Origin of the sequence: Streptomyces sp. ISL-43, assembly GCF_018614195.1 — a bacterium.
In the GTDB taxonomy this organism is placed as follows: Bacteria; Actinomycetota; Actinomycetes; order Streptomycetales; family Streptomycetaceae; genus Streptomyces.
The window spans coordinates 1-18,672 of sequence record NZ_JAGGOT010000030.1 but is presented as its reverse complement, the minus strand read 5'-3'; the positions used below and the strand labels follow the sequence as shown (position 1 = coordinate 18,672).

The 18,672-nt window shown below is 71.6% G+C and carries 15 protein-coding genes; 10 read left to right on the top strand and 5 right to left on the bottom strand.

Annotated elements, in window-relative coordinates; all coding sequences use genetic code 11:
• Nucleotides 1-10 precede the first annotated feature (10 nt).
• The 3 genes from J7F03_RS17905 to J7F03_RS17895 all read left to right on the top strand — a co-directional run bounded on the left by J7F03_RS17905 (nucleotide 11) and on the right by J7F03_RS17895 (nucleotide 4,670).
• Nucleotides 11-1,153: an acyl-CoA dehydrogenase family protein gene (locus J7F03_RS17905; protein WP_214950556.1), complete on the top strand. Its 1,143-nt coding sequence runs from the start codon at nucleotides 11-13 to the stop codon at nucleotides 1,151-1,153.
• 70 nt (nucleotides 1,154-1,223) lie between these two features.
• Complete coding sequence (locus J7F03_RS17900; protein WP_214950554.1) at nucleotides 1,224-2,438, top strand: acetyl-CoA C-acetyltransferase; 1,215 nt, start codon at nucleotides 1,224-1,226, stop codon at nucleotides 2,436-2,438.
• 45 nt (nucleotides 2,439-2,483) lie between these two features.
• Nucleotides 2,484-4,670 carry a 3-hydroxyacyl-CoA dehydrogenase NAD-binding domain-containing protein gene (locus J7F03_RS17895; RefSeq protein WP_214950552.1) on the top strand — a complete coding sequence of 729 codons (2,187 nt, stop codon included), beginning with the start codon at nucleotides 2,484-2,486 and terminating at the stop codon, nucleotides 4,668-4,670.
• 61 nt (nucleotides 4,671-4,731) lie between these two features.
• Here J7F03_RS17895 and J7F03_RS17890 read toward each other — a convergent pair whose 3' ends face one another.
• Both J7F03_RS17890 and J7F03_RS17885 read right to left on the bottom strand, forming a co-directional pair.
• Entirely contained in the window at nucleotides 4,732-5,439 is a 708-nt protein-coding gene (locus tag J7F03_RS17890) for a 1,4-alpha-glucan branching protein (RefSeq protein ID WP_214950550.1), read from the bottom strand.
• Between the two features lie 17 nt (nucleotides 5,440-5,456).
• Nucleotides 5,457-6,182, bottom strand: coding sequence for a MerR family transcriptional regulator (locus J7F03_RS17885; protein WP_214950548.1), 726 nt, complete (start codon nucleotides 6,180-6,182; stop codon nucleotides 5,457-5,459).
• A 113-nt stretch (nucleotides 6,183-6,295) separates the two neighbouring features.
• Between J7F03_RS17885 and J7F03_RS17880 the strand changes: the two genes are divergently transcribed.
• Nucleotides 6,296-8,131: a long-chain fatty acid--CoA ligase gene (locus J7F03_RS17880; RefSeq protein WP_214950546.1), complete on the top strand. Its 1,836-nt coding sequence runs from the start codon at nucleotides 6,296-6,298 to the stop codon at nucleotides 8,129-8,131.
• Nucleotides 8,132-8,257: 126 nt separating this feature from the next.
• Here the strand turns inward: J7F03_RS17880 and sph are convergent, their stop codons facing one another.
• Both sph and J7F03_RS17870 read right to left on the bottom strand, forming a co-directional pair.
• A complete protein-coding gene (gene sph, locus J7F03_RS17875; RefSeq protein WP_214950544.1) occupies nucleotides 8,258-9,247 on the bottom strand; it encodes a sphingomyelin phosphodiesterase in 990 nt (329 codons plus the stop codon).
• 135 nt (nucleotides 9,248-9,382) lie between these two features.
• Nucleotides 9,383-9,604 carry a hypothetical protein gene (locus tag J7F03_RS17870; RefSeq protein WP_214950542.1) on the bottom strand — a complete coding sequence of 74 codons (222 nt, stop codon included), beginning with the start codon at nucleotides 9,602-9,604 and terminating at the stop codon, nucleotides 9,383-9,385.
• A 94-nt stretch (nucleotides 9,605-9,698) separates the two neighbouring features.
• On the opposite strand from J7F03_RS17870, the gene J7F03_RS17865 reads away from it, so the two are divergent.
• Nucleotides 9,699-10,661, top strand: coding sequence for an oxygenase MpaB family protein (locus tag J7F03_RS17865; protein WP_214950540.1), 963 nt, complete (start codon nucleotides 9,699-9,701; stop codon nucleotides 10,659-10,661).
• 67 nt (nucleotides 10,662-10,728) lie between these two features.
• On the opposite strand, the gene J7F03_RS17860 is transcribed toward J7F03_RS17865, so the two are convergent.
• On the bottom strand, nucleotides 10,729-12,237 hold the full coding sequence (locus J7F03_RS17860; RefSeq protein ID WP_214950538.1) for a M1 family metallopeptidase: 1,509 nt from the start codon (nucleotides 12,235-12,237) through the stop codon (nucleotides 10,729-10,731).
• Between the two features lie 193 nt (nucleotides 12,238-12,430).
• Between J7F03_RS17860 and J7F03_RS17855 the strand changes: the two genes are divergently transcribed.
• From J7F03_RS17855 to J7F03_RS17835, 5 genes are all read left to right on the top strand, one after another.
• Nucleotides 12,431-13,294, top strand: a complete 864-nt coding sequence (locus J7F03_RS17855) for a hypothetical protein (protein ID WP_214950536.1) — start codon at nucleotides 12,431-12,433, stop codon at nucleotides 13,292-13,294.
• Between the two features lie 114 nt (nucleotides 13,295-13,408).
• Nucleotides 13,409-15,898 carry a Tex family protein gene (locus J7F03_RS17850; RefSeq protein ID WP_308379686.1) on the top strand — a complete coding sequence of 830 codons (2,490 nt, stop codon included), beginning with the start codon at nucleotides 13,409-13,411 and terminating at the stop codon, nucleotides 15,896-15,898.
• 241 nt (nucleotides 15,899-16,139) lie between these two features.
• Complete coding sequence (locus J7F03_RS17845) at nucleotides 16,140-16,679, top strand: ImmA/IrrE family metallo-endopeptidase (protein ID WP_214950534.1); 540 nt, start codon at nucleotides 16,140-16,142, stop codon at nucleotides 16,677-16,679.
• The gene (locus J7F03_RS17840) at nucleotides 16,669-17,865 is read left to right on the top strand and encodes an MAB_1171c family putative transporter (protein ID WP_308379685.1); all 1,197 of its coding nucleotides are present in this window, start codon (nucleotides 16,669-16,671) and stop codon (nucleotides 17,863-17,865) included. The genes J7F03_RS17845 and J7F03_RS17840 overlap by 11 nt, the downstream gene beginning before the upstream one ends.
• Nucleotides 17,866-17,872: 7 nt before the next feature.
• Complete coding sequence (locus tag J7F03_RS17835) at nucleotides 17,873-18,649, top strand: SDR family oxidoreductase (protein ID WP_214950533.1); 777 nt, start codon at nucleotides 17,873-17,875, stop codon at nucleotides 18,647-18,649.
• Nucleotides 18,650-18,672: the final 23 nt, after the last annotated feature.

Genomic DNA, 18,672 nt, shown 5'->3' with positions numbered 1-18,672 from the left:
GGAGCCCCCGATGAAACGCCAGATCTTCGACGCCGACCACGAGGCGTTCCGCGAGACCGTCCGCACCTTCCTCACCAAGGAGGTGCTGCCGCACTACGAGCAGTGGGAGAAGGACGGCATCGTCAGCCGCGAGGCCTGGAGGGCCGCCGGCCGGCAGGGCTTGCTCGGTCTCGCCGTCCCGGAGGAGTACGGGGGCGGCGGGAACACCGACTTCCGGTACGCGGCGGTGATCGCCGAGGAGTTCACCCGGGCCGGCGCCGCCGGGCTCGCGATCGGGCTGCACAACGACATCATCGGGCCGTACCTGACCTCGCTGTCCACCGAAGAGCAGAAGCGCCGCTGGCTGCCCGGCTTCTGCTCCGGGGAGACCATCACCGCCATCGCGATGACCGAGCCGGGCGCGGGCTCCGACCTCCAGGGGATCCGGACCACCGCCGAGGACGCGGGCGACCACTGGGTGCTGAACGGCTCCAAGACCTTCATCTCCAACGGCATCCTCGCCGACCTGGTGGTCGTGGTCGCCAAGACCACTCCCGAGGGCGGGGCGCACGGCATGTCGCTGCTGGTCGTGGAGCGCGGCGCGGAGGGCTTCGAGCGCGGCCGCAACCTCGACAAGATCGGCCAGAAGGCGCAGGACACCGCCGAGTTGTTCTTCAACGACGTGCGCGTCCCCAAGGAGAACCTGCTCGGCGAGCTGAACGGCGCCTTCGTCCACCTGATGACCAACCTCGCGCAGGAGCGGATGGGCATCGCCATGGCGGGCATCGCCGCCGCCGAGTACCTGCTGGAGATCACCACCCAGTACGTGAAGGAGCGCGAGGCCTTCGGGCGGCCGCTCTCCAAGCTCCAGCACATCCGGTTCGAGATCGCGGAGATGGCCACCGAGTGCGCGGTCACCCGCACGTTCCTGGACCGCTGCATCACCGACCACTCCAACGGGGAGCTGGACCACGTCCACGCCTCGATGGCGAAGTGGTGGGCCACCGAGCTGCAGAAGCGTGTCGCCGACCGCTGCCTGCAACTGCACGGCGGCTACGGATACATGACCGAGTACCGCGTCGCGCGAGCCTTCACCGACGGCCGCATCCAGACCATCTACGGCGGTACGACCGAGATCATGAAGGAGATCATCGGCCGTTCCCTGCTCGGCTGACCCCGCGCACCGCCCCGTCCCACGCCACCCCTCCCCGACCTCGCCTCCGCACCCTCGAAAGGCTTGACCAGTGAGCACCGAAGCTTACGTATACGACGCGATCCGCACACCGCGCGGCCGCGGCAAGGCCAATGGCTCCCTGCACGGCACCAAGCCGATCGACCTGGTCGTCGGCCTCATCCACGCCCTGCGCGAACGCAACCCCGGCCTGGACCCCGCCACCATCGACGACATCGTGCTCGGCGTCGTCAGCCCGGTCGGCGACCAGGGCTCCGACATCGCCCGGATCGCGGCCATCGCCGCCGGGCTGCCGGACACCGTGGCCGGACTCCAGGAGAACCGCTTCTGTGCCTCCGGCCTGGAGGCCGTCAACCTGGCTGCGGCGAAGGTCCGTTCCGGCTGGGAGGACCTGGTCCTCGCGGGCGGGGTCGAGTCGATGTCCCGCGTCCCGATGGCCTCGGACGGCGGAGCCTGGTTCAACGACCCGATGACCGGCTGGGACACCGACTTCGTCCCGCAGGGCATCGGCGCCGACCTGATCGCCACCATCGAGGGATTCTCCCGCCGCGATGTGGACGAGTACGCTGCCCTGTCCCAGGAGCGGGCCGCCGCCGCCATCAAGGACGGCCGCTTCGCCAAGTCGGTCGTCCCGGTCACCGACCGCAACGGCCTCGTCGTCCTGGACCACGACGAGTTCGTCCGCCCCGGCACCACGGCCGACACCCTCGCCAAGCTGAAGCCGTCCTTCGCGGACATCGGCGAGCTGGGCGGTTTCGACGCCGTCGCCCTGCAGAAGTACCACTGGGTCGAGAAGATCGACCACGTCCACCACGCGGGCAACTCTTCCGGCATCGTCGACGGCGCCTCGCTCGTCGCGATCGGGACCCGCGAGGCGGGCGCCCGCAACGGCCTCACGCCCCGTGCCCGGATCGTCTCGGCCGCCGTCTCCGGCTCCGAGCCCACCATCATGCTCACCGGCCCCGCCCCGGCCACCCGCAAGGCCCTCGCCAAGGCCGGGCTGACCATCGACGACATCGACCTCATCGAGATGAACGAGGCCTTCGCCGGCGTCGTTCTCCGCTTCGTCAAGGACATGGGCATCTCGCTGGACAAGGTCAACGTCAACGGCGGCGCCATCGCGCTCGGCCACCCGCTCGGCGCCACCGGCGCGATGCTGCTCGGCACGGTCGTCGACGAACTGGAGCGCCAGGACAAGCGCTACGGGCTCGTCACCCTCTGCGTCGGCGGCGGCATGGGTGTCGCCACCATCGTCGAACGCATCTGATCCGTCCTGATCCCTGATCCCACCCCTGACACGGAAGTAGCGAACATGAGCGAGTCCACCACGATCCGCTGGGAACAGGACGAGACCGGCGTCGTCACCCTGGTCCTCGACGACCCCAACCAGTCCGCCAACACGATGAACCAGGCCTTCAAGGACTCCATCGCCGCGATCGCGGAGCGTGCCGAGGCCGAGAAGGACTCCATCCGGGGCATCATCTTCACCTCCGCCAAGAAGACCTTCTTCGCCGGCGGCGACCTGAAGGACATGATCCGGCTGCGCCCCGAGCACGCGCAGCTGGCCTTCGACACCGGCACCGCGATCAAGAGCTCACTGCGCCGCATCGAGACCCTCGGCAAGCCCGTCGTCGCCGCCATCAACGGCACGGCCCTTGGCGGCGGTTACGAGATCTGCCTGGCCTCCCACCACCGCGTGGCCCTCGACGCGCCCGGCTCGAAGATCGGCCTGCCCGAGGTCACCCTCGGCCTGCTCCCGGCCGGCGGCGGCGTCACCCGCACCGTGCGCCTGATGGGCATCGCCGACGCGCTGCTCAAGGTGCTGCTGCAGGGGACCCAGTACAACCCGCAGCGCGCGCTGGACAACGGCCTGGTCCACGAACTGGCCGCCACGCCCGAGGAGATGCTCGCCAAGGCGCGCGCCTTCATCGACGCGAACCCGGAGTCCAAGCAGCCGTGGGACGTCCCCGGCTACAAGATCCCGGGCGGTACGCCGTCCAACCCGCGGTTCGCCGCCAACCTCCCGGCCTTCCCGGCCAACTTGAAGAAGCAGCTGAACGGGGCCCCGTACCCGGCCCCGCGCAACATCCTCGCCTGTGCCGTCGAAGGCGCCCAGGTGGACTTCGAGACCGCGCTGACCATCGAGGCCCGCTACTTCACCGAGCTGGTCACCGGGCAGACCGCCAAGAACATGATCCAGGCGTTCTTCTTCGACCTCCAGGCCGTCAACGCCGGCCGCAGCCGCCCGCAGGGCGTGGAGCCCCGCAAGGTCGCCAAGGTCGCCGTCCTCGGCGCCGGCATGATGGGCGCCGGCATCGCCTACTCCTGCGCCCGCGCGGGCATCGAGGTGGTGCTCAAGGACGTCACCCCCGAGGCCGCCGCCAAGGGCAAGGCGTACTCCGAGAAGCTGCTCGACAAGGCCCTGTCCCGCGGCCGTACCACCGAGGCCAAGCGCGCCGAGCTGCTCGCCCGGATCACCCCGACCGCCGAGCCCGCCGACCTGGCCGGCTGTGACGCCGTCATCGAGGCCGTCTTCGAGGACACCGCGCTCAAGCACAAGGTGTTCCAGGAGATCCAGGAGTTCCTCACCCCCGACGCGCTGCTCTGCTCCAACACCTCCACGCTGCCCATCACGGGCCTCGCGGAAGGGGTTTCGCGGCCCGCCGACTTCATCGGCCTGCACTTCTTCTCGCCCGTGGACAAGATGCCGCTGGTCGAGATCATCAAGGGCGAGCGCACCGGCGACGAGGCCATCGCCCGCGCCTTCGACCTCGTACGGCAGATCAACAAGACCCCGATCGTGGTCAACGACTCGCGCGGCTTCTTCACCTCACGCGTCATCGGCCAGTTCATCAACGAGGGCGTCGCGATGGTCGGCGAGGGCATCGAGCCCGCCTCCATCGAGCAGGCCGCCGCGCAGGCCGGATACCCGGCCAAGGTGCTCTCCCTGATGGACGAGCTGACGCTCACGCTGCCCCGCAAGATCCGCAACGAGACCCGCAAGGCCTTCGAGGCCGAGGGCCGGACGTGGGCCGAGCACCCGGCCGACACCGTCATCGACCGGATGGTCGACGAGTTCGGGCGCCCGGGCCGCAGCGGCGGAGCCGGCTTCTACGAGTACGACGAGGCGGGCAAGCGCGCCCGCATCTGGCCGGGGCTGCGCGAGCACTTCGGGAAGCCCGGCGGGGAGAACCCGTCCGCGACCGTGCCTTTTGAAGACATGAAGGAGCGGATGCTCTTCTCCGAGGCGCTGGACACCGTCCGCTGCTTCGACGAGGGCGTGCTCACCTCCATCGCCGACGCCAACATCGGCTCCATCATGGGCATCGGCTTCCCGGCCTGGACCGGCGGCGTGATCCAGTACATCAACGGCTACGAGGGCGGCCTGGCCGGCTTCGTGGCCCGCGCCCGCGAGCTGGCCGAGCGCTACGGCGAGCGGTTCACCCCGCCCGCCTCCCTGGTCGAGAAGGCCGGGCGCGGCGAGACCTACGCCGACTGAGCGGTGACCGGCGCGAGGTCCCGGGCTCCGCGGGCCCCGGGACCTCGCGCGCGGTAGCGGGTCAGGTGGTGACGTGCGCGTCGGCGGCGCGCAGCGTCGCGAACGCGCCCCGGTACGCGGAGCCGTCCAGCGTGGTCCAGCCGGCGGTGATCCGGCCGGTGATGCCGGCCGGCGCGGTGGCCGTGGCCGCCGCCGGACCGGAGGGGTCCTCGGGCGTTTCCTCGGACCGCAGGACCCGCGTCAGGCCGAGCACCCGCGTGCCCGCCACGGGCACGTCCGTGCCCCGCGCGGTGTCGGAGACCTCCAGCGGCTCTCCGGAGAGGACCGCCGGGAGCTCCGGTCCGCGGAACCACGCCGTGACGGAGGGGTCGGGCGCATCGCTGTCGCACTGGTCCTGCGCCACGGCGCGGCCCTGGAACAGCGCGAGCAACTGGGCCACGAGCACCGGGTCGTGGGCGCCGTCGTAGATCCACCGCTTGCCGAGCACACCGTGCTCGGAGGTGCCCACCAGGCCCGCCCCGGCGGTGTCGAGCGGGGCGCCCCGGTAGGTGAGCGGCACGAGGTACGAGGTCTCCCGCCCGCCCGAGAAGTCGGTGAGCACCATGAACTCGATGCCGACCTCGCCCTCCGGATCGTCAAGCCTGAATCCGCCCGACTTGTCCAGTTCGGGCGTCTGTCCCGTGGGCACGTACCAAGGCCGCGTCGGCAGCCAGGAGGAGACGAGTTCCAGCTTTCCGGGTTTCATCGTGGTCTTGTAGATCATCGCCATGGGGGCATCCTCGCAAACTACTCCTCCGGGACGAAGGCGGCCCGCAGCTCCTCCTTCAGCGAGCGCTGGAACGCCGTCACCAGGGCCTGCACCACCATCGGCTGCATGTGCGCGGACAGCGCCTTCATCGACTCCACCCGCTCCGGATCGTTCTCGCCCTCGGTGAACGGCCCCCACACCTCGTCGCGGAAGAGCGCGGTCAGCTCGTGCGCGGCCGTCCGCGCGTGCTCCAGCAGCACCTTGCGCGCGATCAGGATCGTCTCGTGGGCGATCGGTACGTCGAGCAGCGCGACCCCGAGCCGCAGCAACCCCACGTCCACCCGGAAGCCCTCCGGGGCCGGCGCCAGCACGTTCATCGCGGTCAGCCGCCGGATGTCGTTCTCCGTCAGGGTCCGCCCCGCCCGCTTCTCCAGCTCCGCGCGCGAGGCCTTCAACGCCGCGTCCGGGGCCCATGTGGCCACCAGCGCCCGGTGGATGGCCAGATCGTGCGCGCTCAGGTCGTCGGGCAGGGCGTCGAGGTAGCGCTCGATGGCCGACAGGGTCATGCCCTGGTGCTGCAGCTCCTCGATCAGCGCCAGCCGCGACAGGTGCTCGGGGCCGTAGTGGCCCACCCGGCGGGGTCCGATCACGGGAGGGGGCAAAAGGCCGCGGGTGCTGTAGAACCGTACGGTGCGGACGGTCACGCCCGCCCTGGCGGCCAACTCGTCGACGGTGAGCGCCGGCTCGGGTGCCTGGGTGGTCATGGTCTCCGCCTCGCTCTCTGATCAGCACGCCTTCATCGGCACAGTTCGTTCCCGTACCGCGGTTCAACAGTATTGCTGTCGCACCAACGATGTGAAACGGCCAGGAGCTGCCCATGCCCACGAAACTGCGACTGCCCGCACCTACCGACGAGCTCGTCCTGCCCGCCCTGCTGGCGCGCAACGCCGCCGAGCACGGCGATCTGCCCGCCCTCTCGTGGCGCGAGGGCGACGGCTGGTCCACCCTCAGCTGGTCCGACGTACGCCGCAAGGTCGCCGTCCTCGCCTCCGGCTACGCCGCCCTCGGCGTCGGGCGCGGCGAGCACGTCCTGCTGATGATGGGCAACCGCCCCGAGCACTGGCTCACCGACCTCGCCCTCGTCCACCTCGGCGCCGTGCCCGTCACCGTGTACGGGACCTCCGCGCCCGAGCAGATCGCCCACATAGCCCGGCACAGCCGGGCCAGGCTCGCCGTCGTCGAGGGCGCCCGGGAACTGGCCCGCTGGGAGCCGCTGCTGACCGACCCCGGGGTCCCGCTGGAGCGGCTGGTCGTAGCCGAGGCCTCCGAGGCGGGCCCGCACCGCACCTACGGCTCCCTGTACGCCAGTGGTGCCCGCCTGTACCGCCCCGACGCCTTCGAGAAGGCCTGGCAGGAGTCGCGTCCCGAGGACCCGCTGACCGTCGTCTACACCTCGGGCACCACCGGCGACCCCAAGGGCGTGCGCCTCACCCACCGCAACATCATGCTCCAGGCGGTCCGCCTCGACCGGCACGTGGACCTGCCCGAGCACGCCGAGCACGTCTGCTACCTGCCCTTCGCGCACATCGCCGAGCGGGTCCTCGGCATCTACCTGCCGCTGCTGCGGGCCGCCCACGTCCGGTTGTGCGCCGACCCGGCCGCCGTGTCGGCGGCGGTGCGCGAGCTGCACCCGGTGCAGTTCTTCGGCGTCCCGCGGGTGTGGGAGAAACTGGCCGCCTCCGTACGGGCGGTGCTCGGGCGGCTCCCCGAGGAGCAGCGGCTCGCCATCGAAGCCGCGAACGACCTGGCGCGCTCCCGCGCGGCCCACCGGGAGCGCGGGCAGGAGGTCCCGGCGGCACTCGAAGCCTCGTACGCCGCCGCGAAGGAGCGGGTGCTGGACCCGCTGCTCTGCCTGGCGGGGCTGGACCGCCTGGTCTGGACGGCGAGCGCCACCGCGCCGATGCCGATCGATGTGGTCCGCTTCTGGGCGGGCTGGGGGATCACCATCATGGACGCCTGGGGGCTGACCGAGACGTCGGGCGTCTGCACCGTCAACAGCCCGGACGGCTTCCGGCTGGGCTCGGTGGGCCGCCCGATCGAGGGGCTGGAGCTGAGGCTCGCCGCCGACGGGGAGATCTTCACGCGCGGGGAGACGGTCTTCGACGGCTACCTGCTCCCGGACGGGTCGGTGGAGAGCGCCGCCGACGGGGAGGGCTGGTTCCCGACGGGGGACGTCGGCCGGCTCGACGAGGACGGGTTCCTCTGGCTGACCGACCGCAAGAAGGAACTGATCATCACCTCGAACGGCAAGAACGTCTCGCCGGCCCTGGTGGAGAACACCGTCAAGGAACACCCGCTGATCGGGCAGGCGCTGGTGCACGGCGACGGCCGCTCCTACCTCGTCGCCCTCCTCGTCCTGGACCCGGAACTGGCCCCCGCCTGGGCGGCGGCCCACGGCATCGAGGCGGCCACGCCCGCGGAGCTGGGCGCGCACCCGGCCGTACGGGAGGAGGTGGCCCGCGCCGTCGAGGCCGCCAACGCGCGGCTCAACCGCACCGAGCAGATCAAGCGCTACCGGCTGCTGACCGAGGAGTGGGGACCGGAGTCCGGGGAGCTGACCCCCTCGCTGAAGTTGCGCCGGCGCGTGGTCCGGGAGAAGTACGGGGCGCTGATCGAGGGGCTGTACGAGCAGCCGGGCGAGGGCGCGGAGTAGGCGGGGGCCGGGTCGCCCCCCCGCCCCGGACCTCGAACTCACTCTCTCCACCTGGTCCTCGGCATCAGCCGGCGCCCCGGGCCGCGGGTGCCCGCCGGATCGCGGCGGGCACCCGTCGGGGCTGGATCAGCGACCGATCAGGGGGTAGTGGTCGGAGAGGTTGGTGTAGGTGTAGGAGGTGCCCCAGCTGGAGACCGTCCAGGGCGCCGACTCCTCCTTCACCACGTTGTTCTCCCAGTTCGCCGGGCGGGCGTTGCCCTTGCGGTAGAGCACGTAGTCCAGGTCCTCGCGCGGGTCCGTCGGGTAGCGGTAGTTCGCTATCGAGTTCAGCGCGGTGTCGAAGGAGTACGGGTGGCCCGTGCGGGTGTCGGAGCCCGCCAGGTCGGCGTTGGCCAGCATGGAGGCGTACTCGGGGGTGCGCGAGTCGACGTTCATGTCGCCCGCCACGATCACCTGCTCGCCCGCCGGGATGTTCTTGCCGTCCAGGAACGCGTCGATGTTCCGGAACTGGCGGGCGCGCATGTCCGCCGCCTCGCCCGCGCCGCAGCCCGGGTCGGTGGACTGGGCGTGGGTGCCCACCACGTGGACCCTGGCGCCGTTCACGTTCAGCACGACGTAGGCGAAGCCCTTGTTGGACCACCAGTCGGCGCCGCAGGCGTCCTTGTAGACGACCTGCTCCTTGCGCACGATCGGCCACTTGCTGAGGACCGTCACGCCGCCGTCCTCCGGGGTGGTGGAGGAGTAGGCGCCGCCCGTCGCGTCCCAGCCGCTCTTGCCGCGGCCCACGACGGGGGTCTGGTACGGGTACTGCGCGGAGGCGTTGGACTTCAGCGCGTCCGAGGCGCCGTTGTCGAAGGCCTCCTGGAGCACGACCACGTCGTGGCCCTGGAAGAAGGAGGTCTTGGGGATCTCCGCCGCCCGGTGGTCCTGGCCCCAGTTCGGGTACAGGTTCTTGCTCATCAGGAACGCGTTGTACGACAGGACGCTGAGCCGCGGCGCGGCGGCGCCCTCCGCGGCGGTAGCGGCCGGAGCCGTGGTGGCGGCGAGCGCTCCGACGGCGATCGCGGCGACGACGGTGGCGGCGGCGCGGGCCTTGCGGGGCGGGATGTGCGACATGGAGGTCTCCCTCGTTCCTGTGGGGGAAGATCGGCTCCGCCATCCAAGCAGCCGCGGTTACCTCTGGGTAACACCCATGACACGACTTTCTGTCCGGACCACGACAACGTGGGGGCGCGGGTGAAACGGAGCCGGTCAGTCCTCCGTGGAGGTCCAGGTGAAACCGTCGAGACCGTCCTGCGCGGGGGCACCGGAGGCATCGTCGCGGAGCCACCGGCGCCGTCGGCGCCGCAGGAGGAAGTGCAGCACCGCGAAGACCGCGACCGCGAACGCGGCGACGAAGGCCAGCGTGACGGCCGCGACCGCCAGCACGTAGGGAGTCGCGGCCTCCAGCCAGGCGGAGGGGGACAGGTCCATGGCCGCAGGATGCGCCGTCCGGCGGTCCGGCGGAAGAGGCGTGACCCCCGGCATACTGGGAGAACGGCGAGGTCTACACCCTGGGGGCACACTCATGAGCACGACGGAGCACCCCGCGGCGGGGGCTGCGGACGGGGCGGTGACAGGGCCGCCGGAGGGCCCGGGCCAGGGCCCTGCGGCGGGGTTCGATCGCCGCGCGGCCGGCGGCCGCGCGGACCCGGAGCCCCCGCCGCCCGGCGGAGTGCTCTGGACCATCGCCGGCGACGTCCGGGCGCTGCTCATGCTGCCCGCCGCCTTCACCATGCAGGTGGCCCACCCCGCGATCGGGGCCGGCGTCGACGAGCACTCCGTCTTCCGCACCGACCCCTGGGGCCGCGGCGAGCGCTCCCTGCGCTCCGCCCAGCTGTGGGTGTACGGCGGAGCGGACGCCGCCGCCGAGGGGCGCCGGGTGCGCCGGCTGCACAAGGAGATCAAGGGCACCGACACCCGGGGGCGCCGCTACCACTCCCTCGACCCCGCCTGCTACGCCTGGGTGCACGCCACCGGCTTCCCCGTCTACCTCTACGCCGGGCGCTACCTGCTGCGCCGCTTCACCCCCGCCCAGGAGCGACAGCTCTACCGCGAGTGGCTCCAGGTCGGCAGGATCCTCGGCCTCCACGACCGGGACATGCCGCAGACCATCGAGGAGTACTGGCCGTACTACCACCGGATGCTGGCCGAGGAGATCGAGCCCACCAAGGTCGCCCGCGAGCTCGTCGCCACCGATACGCCGCTGCCCCGCCCCGAGGGCGGCCCGCCGGCGGTCCGGCTCCTGCTGCTCCTCGCCTGGCCGGTGCTCCGGGCGGCGTTCCTGCACTTCCGGTCGTTCGTCACCGTCGGCTACATGCCGCCCGATGCCCGTGCCGCCATCGGCCTGAAATGGACCCGGTCCCAGGAGCGCCGGCTGCGCCTGTTCAGCGCGGCCGTACGCGTCCTCGTACCTCTGCTGCCGGAGCGCCTGCGCTACCTGCCGATCGCCCGCGCCGCCCGCGCCCGCCGGCGCGCCGGCACCCTCTGAGGGGTGCCGGCGCGCGGGGCTCCGCACGGTCGTGCCCGTACGGTCGGGGCCCCGTAAGGCCCGTGGATCAGTGGCCCTCGTGGACGGAGTCCGTCGCGGCGATCTTCTTCCAGGACTTCGGCTCCGCCGCCGGCTTGGCCGGGGACCGGAGGGTGCGGGCACCCGGCGACTCGGCCGCCGGCGGCGCGAAGGCGGGCTTGCCCGCGGTGTAGAGCCAGGTCTCGAAGAGCTGCGCGAGCGGCTTGCCGGAGATCTTCTCGGCGTAGCGGACGAAGTCGCCGACATTGGCGTTGCCGTAGGCGCGCTCGGTCGGCCAGCCCTTGAGGATCCGGAAGAACTTCTCGTCGCCGATCTCGTTGCGCAGCGCCTGGAGGGCGATCGCGCCGCGGTCGTAGACGGCTCCGTGGAACTGGTTCTCCGGACCCGGGTCGCCCGGCTTGACCTGCCAGAACGGGTCCTCCGCCGCCCGCACCCCGTACGCCCAGTCGGCGAGCTCCTGCGCGGTGCCCTCGCCCTCCTTCTCCGACCACAGCCACTGGCTGTAGCGGGCGAAGCCCTCATTGATCCAGATGTCCTTCCAGCCCTCGACGGACACGCTGTCCCCGTACCACTGGTGGGCCAGCTCGTGCACGACGACCGAGACGTTCGCGCCGTTGGCGAACTGCCGGGGGCTGTAGAACGGCCGGGTCTGCGTCTCCAGGGCGAAGCCGCTGGGCACGTTCGGGACGTAGCCGCCCAGCGCGTTGAAGGGGTACGGGCCGAAGACCCCCTCCAGCCACTCCGCGACCTCGCCGGTCCGCTCCACGCTGGCCCGGGCCGCGCCGGCGTTGTCGCCGAGGTCCTGGCTGTAGGCGTTCAGGATCGGCAGTCCGCTCGACGTCTTGTCGGTGGTGACGTCGAACTTGCCGATCGCCAGGGTGGCGAGGTACGTGGCCTGCGGCTTGTTCGAGCGCCAGTTGTAGCGGGTCCAGCCGAGGCGCGAACTCTGGGACTGCAGGACGCCGTTGCTGATGGCCTGGGTGCCGTCGGGCACGTTGACGGAGACGTCGAAGGTGGCCTTGTCGAGCGGGTGGTCGTTGCTCGGGAACCACCAGACCGCCGAGTCGGGCTCCTGCGCGGCGATGCCGCCGTCGGGCGTGCGCTGCCATGCCGACCAGCCGTCGACCTTGAACTCCGAGGGCTTGCCAGCGTATTTGACGACCACGCTGGACTGCCGGCCCCGCTGCAACGGGGAGGCCGGGGTGACCTCCAGCTCGTGGGCGGCGGACTTGGCGAACTTCGCCTTGACGCCGTTGACCCGGATCTCGCTGACGTCCAGCCCGAAGTCGAGGTTGAAGCGGGACAGGTCCTGCTTGGCGGTGGCGAGGAGGGTGGCGGTGCCTTCGAGCAGGTCGGTCTTGGGCTGGTACTGCAGGCGCAGGTCGTAGTGGGACACGTCGTACCCGCCGTTGCCGCTGGCCGGGTAATAGGGGTCGCCGATACCCGGGGCGCCCGGACCCGAACTCGCCGCCGACGCCGGGATCACCAGCAGGAGGGAAGCGGCGAGCACGCTCGGGGCGATGACTTTGCGGTGCACCTGGAACTCCAATGGGTGGGGGAGTGGCTTCCGTTCGACCGTATTCACGCCCGCCGCCCCACGTCATGTCCATGGGCCCTGCTGTCACATGATCGCCATTCGGCCGTCACAGGGCGTGTGCGCCCCCGCGCCCGACTGCCTGGCCGGAGGGTGCCGCCTTTCGGGCATACCAAGCAGTCGGTAGTCTCCAGGCATGACAATTCCCGAGCGCGCCGCCCGTCACTGCTGGCACGGGGCGATCAACCCGCTGCACGCCACCGTCTACTTCTCGCCCGACCTCGGCAAGGAATTCGCCGCCCTCGGGATCACCGATCCCCACGCGGTCAACCTCTCCTCCCGGGCCGCCGCCATGGGCGCGGTCGGCGCCGGCACGGTGACCGCCACCTTCTACAACTACCGCCACGACCTGGTCGCCCGGCACCTGCCCGCCGTCTGGGAGACCGCGACCCCCGAGCAGGTCCTCGCTGCCCGGCTGCGGGCCGCCGACTCCACGCTGCGCCGGCTCCTCGGCGCCGAGGCCATAGCGTCCCCGGAGATCGCCGAGGCCGCCGAGCTGGCGATGCGCGCCGGCGAGGGCTGCACCCGGCACGCCCGCACCCTCTACTCCGCCCACGCGGACCTCCCCGTACCCGAGGAGCCGCACCTCAAGCTCTGGCACGCCACCACCCTCCTGCGCGAGCACCGCGGCGACGGCCACCTCGTCGCCCTGCTCACCGTCGGCCTGGACCCGGTCGAAGCCCTGATCAGCCACACGGCCACCGGCCGGGGCATGACCCCGAAGTACCTCAAGATCATCCGCGGCTGGGATCAGTCGGACCTCGACGCGGCCACCGACCGGCTGCGAGCCCGCGGCGTCCTCGACGCCGAGGGCGTGCTCACCGCCGCGGGAGCGGAGCTGCGCGAGGAGCTGGAAGCGGAGACCGACCGCCTGGACGCCGCACCGTACGAGCACCTCGGCGCGACCGGACTCGCCCGGCTCGCCGAGATCGGTGGCGGTTTCGCCATGAAGGCCTTCGGCGCCGGAGCCTTCCCCGCGGACCTCTTGGGCAAGGCCTGAGACCCGGGACGGACAAGGCTCCCGACGTCCGCGGCCGCCACCTGCCACAATTGGCAGCCTTCAGACGCAGCACACAGCATCACGTACACGTACGAAGGCAGGCGGGACCGCACAGTGACGATGTCCATCGAAGGCAGGATCGCCGAGGAGCTCGGCGTACGGGAGCGGCAGGTCAAGTCCGCCGTCGAGCTGCTCGACGGCGGCTCGACCGTGCCGTTCATCGCTCGCTACCGCAAGGAAGCGACCGAGATGCTCGACGACGCCCAGCTGCGCACCCTGGAGGAGCGGCTGCGCTATCTGCGCGAGCTGGAGGACCGGCGCGCGTCGATCCTCGACTCCGTACGGGAACAGGGCAAGCTCGACGCCGAGCTGGAGGCCCGCATCAACGCGGCCGACACCAAGGCCCGGCTGGAGGACATCTACCTCCCCTTCAAGACCAAGCGCCGGACCAAGGCGCAGATCGCCCGCGAGGCCGGCCTGGCTCCGCTCGCCGAAGGCCTGCTGGCCGACCCCTCGGCGGAACCCGCGGCCCGGGCGGCCGCGTTCGTCGACGCGGACAAGGGCGTCGCCGACCCGGCCGCCGCCCTGGAAGGCGCCCGCGCCATCCTCACCGAGAAGTTCGGAGAGGACGCCGACCTCATCGGCGAACTGCGCGAGCGCATGTGGGGCCGCGGCCGGCTCGCCGCGAAGGTCCGCGAGGGCAAGGAGGAGGCGGGCGCCAAGTTCTCCGACTACTTCGACTTCACCGAGCCGTTCACCGCGCTCCCCTCGCACCGCGTGCTCGCCATGCTGCGCGGCGAGAAGGAGGACGTGCTCGACCTCACCCTGGAGCCGGAGGAACCGAGCGACACGCCCGGGCCCTCCACGTACGAGGGCATGGTCGCCCGCCGCTTCGGCATCGGTGATCGCGGCCGCCCCGGCGACAAGTGGCTCGCCGACACCGTCCGCTGGGCCTGGCGTACGAAGATCCAGGTCCACCTCGGCATCGACCTGCGGACGCGGCTGCGCCAGGCCGCCGAGGACGAGGCCGTACGGGTCTTCGCCTCGAACCTGCGCGACCTGCTGCTCGCGGCGCCCGCCGGCACCCGCGCGACGCTCGGCCTGGACCCGGGCTTCCGTACCGGGGTGAAGGTCGCCGTCGTGGACGCCACCGGCAAGGTGGTCGCCACCGAGGTGATCTACCCGCACGTGCCCGCCAACAAGTGGGACGACGCCCTCGCCAAGCTGGCCCGGCTCGCCAAGGAGCACGCGGTCGAGCTCGTCGCCATCGGCAACGGCACCGCCTCCCGCGAGACCGACAAGCTCGCCGTGGACCTCATCACCCGCCACCCCGAGCTGAAGCTCACCAAGGTGATGGTCTCGGAGGCCGGCGCCTCCGTGTACTCGGCGTCGGCCTTCGCCTCGCAGGAACTCCCCGACATGGACGTGTCGTTGCGCGGCGCGGTCTCCATCGCCCGCCGCCTGCAGGACCCGCTCGCCGAACTGGTCAAGATCGACCCGAAGTCGATCGGGGTGGGCCAGTACCAGCACGACCTGTCCGAGGTGAAGCTCTCGCGCTCGCTCGACGCGGTCGTCGAGGACTGCGTGAACGGCGTCGGCGTCGACGTCAACACCGCCTCCGCACCGCTGCTTTCGCGCGTGTCGGGCATCAGCGGCGGACTCGCCGAGAACATCGTCGCGCACCGCGACGCCAACGGCCCATTCCGCAACCGCAAGGGACTCAAGGACGTGGCCCGGCTCGGGCCGAAGGCGTACGAGCAGTGCGCGGGCTTCCTGCGGATCCGCGGCGGGGACGACCCGCTGGACTCCTCCAGCGTGCACCCCGAGGCGTACCCGGTGGTCCGCTCCATGGGCAAGACGGCGGGCAGCGAGGTGGCGGCCCTGATCGGCAACACCGGCGTGCTGCGCTCGCTGCGGCCGGAGCAGTTCGTCACCGACTCCTTCGGCCTGCCGACCGTCACGGACATCCTGCGCGAGCTGGAGAAGCCGGGCCGCGACCCGCGGCCCGCCTTCAAGACGGCGACCTTCAAGGAGGGCGTGGAGAAGCTCGGCGACCTGGCTCCCGGGATGATCCTGGAGGGCGTGGTCACCAATGTGGCCGCCTTCGGCGCCTTCATCGACATCGGCGTCCACCAGGACGGGCTGGCCCACGTCTCGGCGCTGTCGAAGAACTTCGTCAAGGACCCCAGGGACGTGGTCAAGCCGGGCGACATCGTCCGCGTGAAGGTCATGGACGTGGACATCCCGCGCAAGCGGATCTCGCTGACGCTGCGGCTGGAGGACGAGGCGGAGCGCGGCGGGGGCGGTACGCCGAAGCAGCGCGAGGAGCGGGGCGAGCGGGGCGAGCGGCGCGGTGGCGGCCGGCCGCCGCAGCAGCGCGGCGCGTCGGGCGGTCAGGGCGGTCAGGGCGGCCAAGGCGGCCAAGGCGGTCAGGGCTCTTCCCGTGACGCCGGCAGGGGCCAGCGCCAGGGCGGTCAGGGCGGCGGCCAGCGTCAAGGCGGTCAGGGCGGCTCGGCTCCGGCCCCCGCCAACAGCGCGATGGCCGACGCCCTGCGCCGTGCCGGTCTCACCGCTCCCGAGGAGCGGGGCGGGCGCAAGCGCTGACGGTTCGTGGCAGCGTGTGACGGGTTGGCCGAATAGGCACCTCACGTGGGGACATGCCTTGCCAACGCCCGTACAAGATCTGTAGGCATGGTGGAACGCCCGTTCGTCTTTCGGCGAACGGGCGTCCGTGTTTCCCGCTCAGGACCGCACTCCCGAGTTCGCCTTGAAGGCAAAGGACGTCATGCCCCTGCCCACGCACGCCTATCGACGTTGCCCGAGAAAGGGTCCGAAGAGGGAACACATGCGCCACCCGCAACTCAGTCTGCGTAAACGCTGCGAGGCGATTCTCGGCCGTCTTGAACTGACTCACCCGTTCTCGCTCGACGGACTGTGCGGCCGGATAGCCGAGGAGAGGGGCCGTCCCATCCGGCTTCACCCGCTGCCCAAGGAAGCGGCGGAATCCGGGGTGTGCGGACTGTGGGTCGGCACGGCCAGCATCGACTACGTCTTCTACGAGGCCCAGACCACTCCTCTGCACCGCGAGCACATCGTGCTCCACGAGATCGGCCACATCCTCTTCGGGCACAACTCGCTGGAGGTCGAAGACGCCGCCGGGACCGCCGAGGACGCGGGGCAGGTCCCCACGGTGCTCGGGCGCACCAACTACACCACCCGCCAGGAGCAGGAGGCGGAGATGCTCGCCAGCATGATCCGCACCCGCACGACGACGCCCGGCGCGCACCGCGCCCACGGCGCCGGGGACCGCGACACCCTCGCCCGGCTGGAGTCCGCGATGGGCTACGAGCGGCGCGGACGGGGGCTGGGCCGCCGTGGCTTCTGACCTCATGACCTTCGGCGACGCGCTCGCCGTCCCCAGCGTCGTCTGCCTCTGGGTGGCCGTCCTGCTCCGCGCCCCCGGCGCCCTGCGCGTCCCGCACCAGCGCGGCCTGTGGCTCGCCGTCGCCACCGCCGCCGCCGCGATGACCCTGAACCTGCCCGACGTCGTCGCGTACGCCATGGGCCGCGACCCGGGCTACGCGCACACCATCGGGCTCGTCCGCAACCTCATCGGCGTCCTGTCGGCGGGCGCCGTGCTCTACTTCGTCGCCTCCGCCACCCGGGGCCGCAAGCTCCAGATCGCCTCCGGCGTCGGCACCCTGGTCTGGCTGGCCACCCTTGTCGTGGCGGACGCGGCCGCGCCGGACCACGGCACGCACACCATCCCGCCGGCGGGCGATCCCGTGCCCTCCCTCTTCTACTGGCTGGTGCTGATCTCCGCGCACCTCCTCGCCAACACCATCTGCGTGTCCGTCTGCTGGCGCTACGGCCGGCGCACCGAGAGCCGGGGACTGGCCGCCGGGCTGCGGCTGTTCGGCCTCGGCACCGCACTCGCCGGGGTGTTCTGGTTCGTGTACCTGCTCAAGGCGCTCTTCGGAGCCACCTGGGCGATGCCCGCCAACCCGCTGCTGATGAACACGCACGGACTGCTGCGCGCCGCCGCGATCCTCGTCCCGACGCTGTTCACCTTTCGCAGCACCGCCGCGGACATCGCCACCGCGTGGCGGCTCTGGCCGCTCTGGCGCGACCTGGTCCACGCCGTCCCGCACGTCGCCCTCAACAAGCCCCGCGCCGCCCGGGTGCTGGAACTGTTGTGGCCACCGGTCCCGCGCAACCTGCTCGTCTACCGCAAGGTCATCGAGACCCGCGACGCCATCCTGATCCTGGGGGAGTACGTCGCCCCGGGCGTGCCGGAGCTCGCGCGCGGCCACGTCGCCGGGAGCGGGGTCCCCGAGCCGCGGCTCACCGCGGCCGCGCTGGCCTGCGTACTGAAGGAGGCGCGTCGGGCGAAGCTGGCCGGGATCCCGCAACAGCAGGGCGAATCCGACGCGTTGGAGCTCCCCGCGGCCATCCAGATCTCGGCCGACAGGGGAGACCTGGAGGGCGAGGCGCGGTTCCTCGTGGACGTCGCCCGGGCCTACGCCTCACCGGCCACGACCGCTTTCACCCCCGCAACCGCCAGGAAGTGAACGTTTCTTGACCACCGTACTGATCACAGGGGCCAGCGCCGGACTCGGTGTGGCCTTCGCCCGCGGCTTCGCCGCCAAGGGCTGCGACCTCGTCCTCGTCGCCCGTGACAAGGGCCGCCTGGAGGAGGTCGCCGAAGAGCTCGCCCGGGAATTCGGCTCCGTCTGCCAGGTGTTGCCCGCCGACCTGCTCGACGCCGACGGCCTCGGAGCCGTCGCCGAGCGGCTCGCCGACCCGGCCCGGCCCGTCGACATCCTGGTCAACAACGCCGGCTTCGGGCTCCCCGTGCCCTTCCCGTACAACCCGGTCGAGGACGAGGAGCGGATGCTCGACCTGCTGGTCAAGGTCCCCCTCCGGCTCACGCACGCGGTACTGCCGGGCCTGCGCGCGCGCCGCCGGGGCGCGGTGCTCAATGTCTCCTCGGTGGCCGGACTGCTCCCGACCGGCACGTACGGTGCCGCGAAGGCCTGGATCACGGCCTTCAGCGAGTCGCTGCGCGTGGACATGGAGCCGTACGGGGTGCGCGTGCTGGCGGTGGTGCCCGGGTTCACCCGCACCGAGTTCCAGGAGCGCGCCGGGATGGACGTCAGCGCACTGCGCGACGCGGTGTGGCTGGAGCCGCACGACGTGGTGGCCCGGGCCCTGAAGGACCTGGCCAGGCGCCGCCCGGTGAGCATCACCGGCCGGCGCTACCAGGCGTACGCCCTCGCGGCCCGCCACCTCCCGCGCACCTTCGTGGCCCGCAAGATGGCCCGCACGCGCCGGCCCCCGGCGGACGTGGGCTAGGTCCAATGCTGGTGATTTAGGCC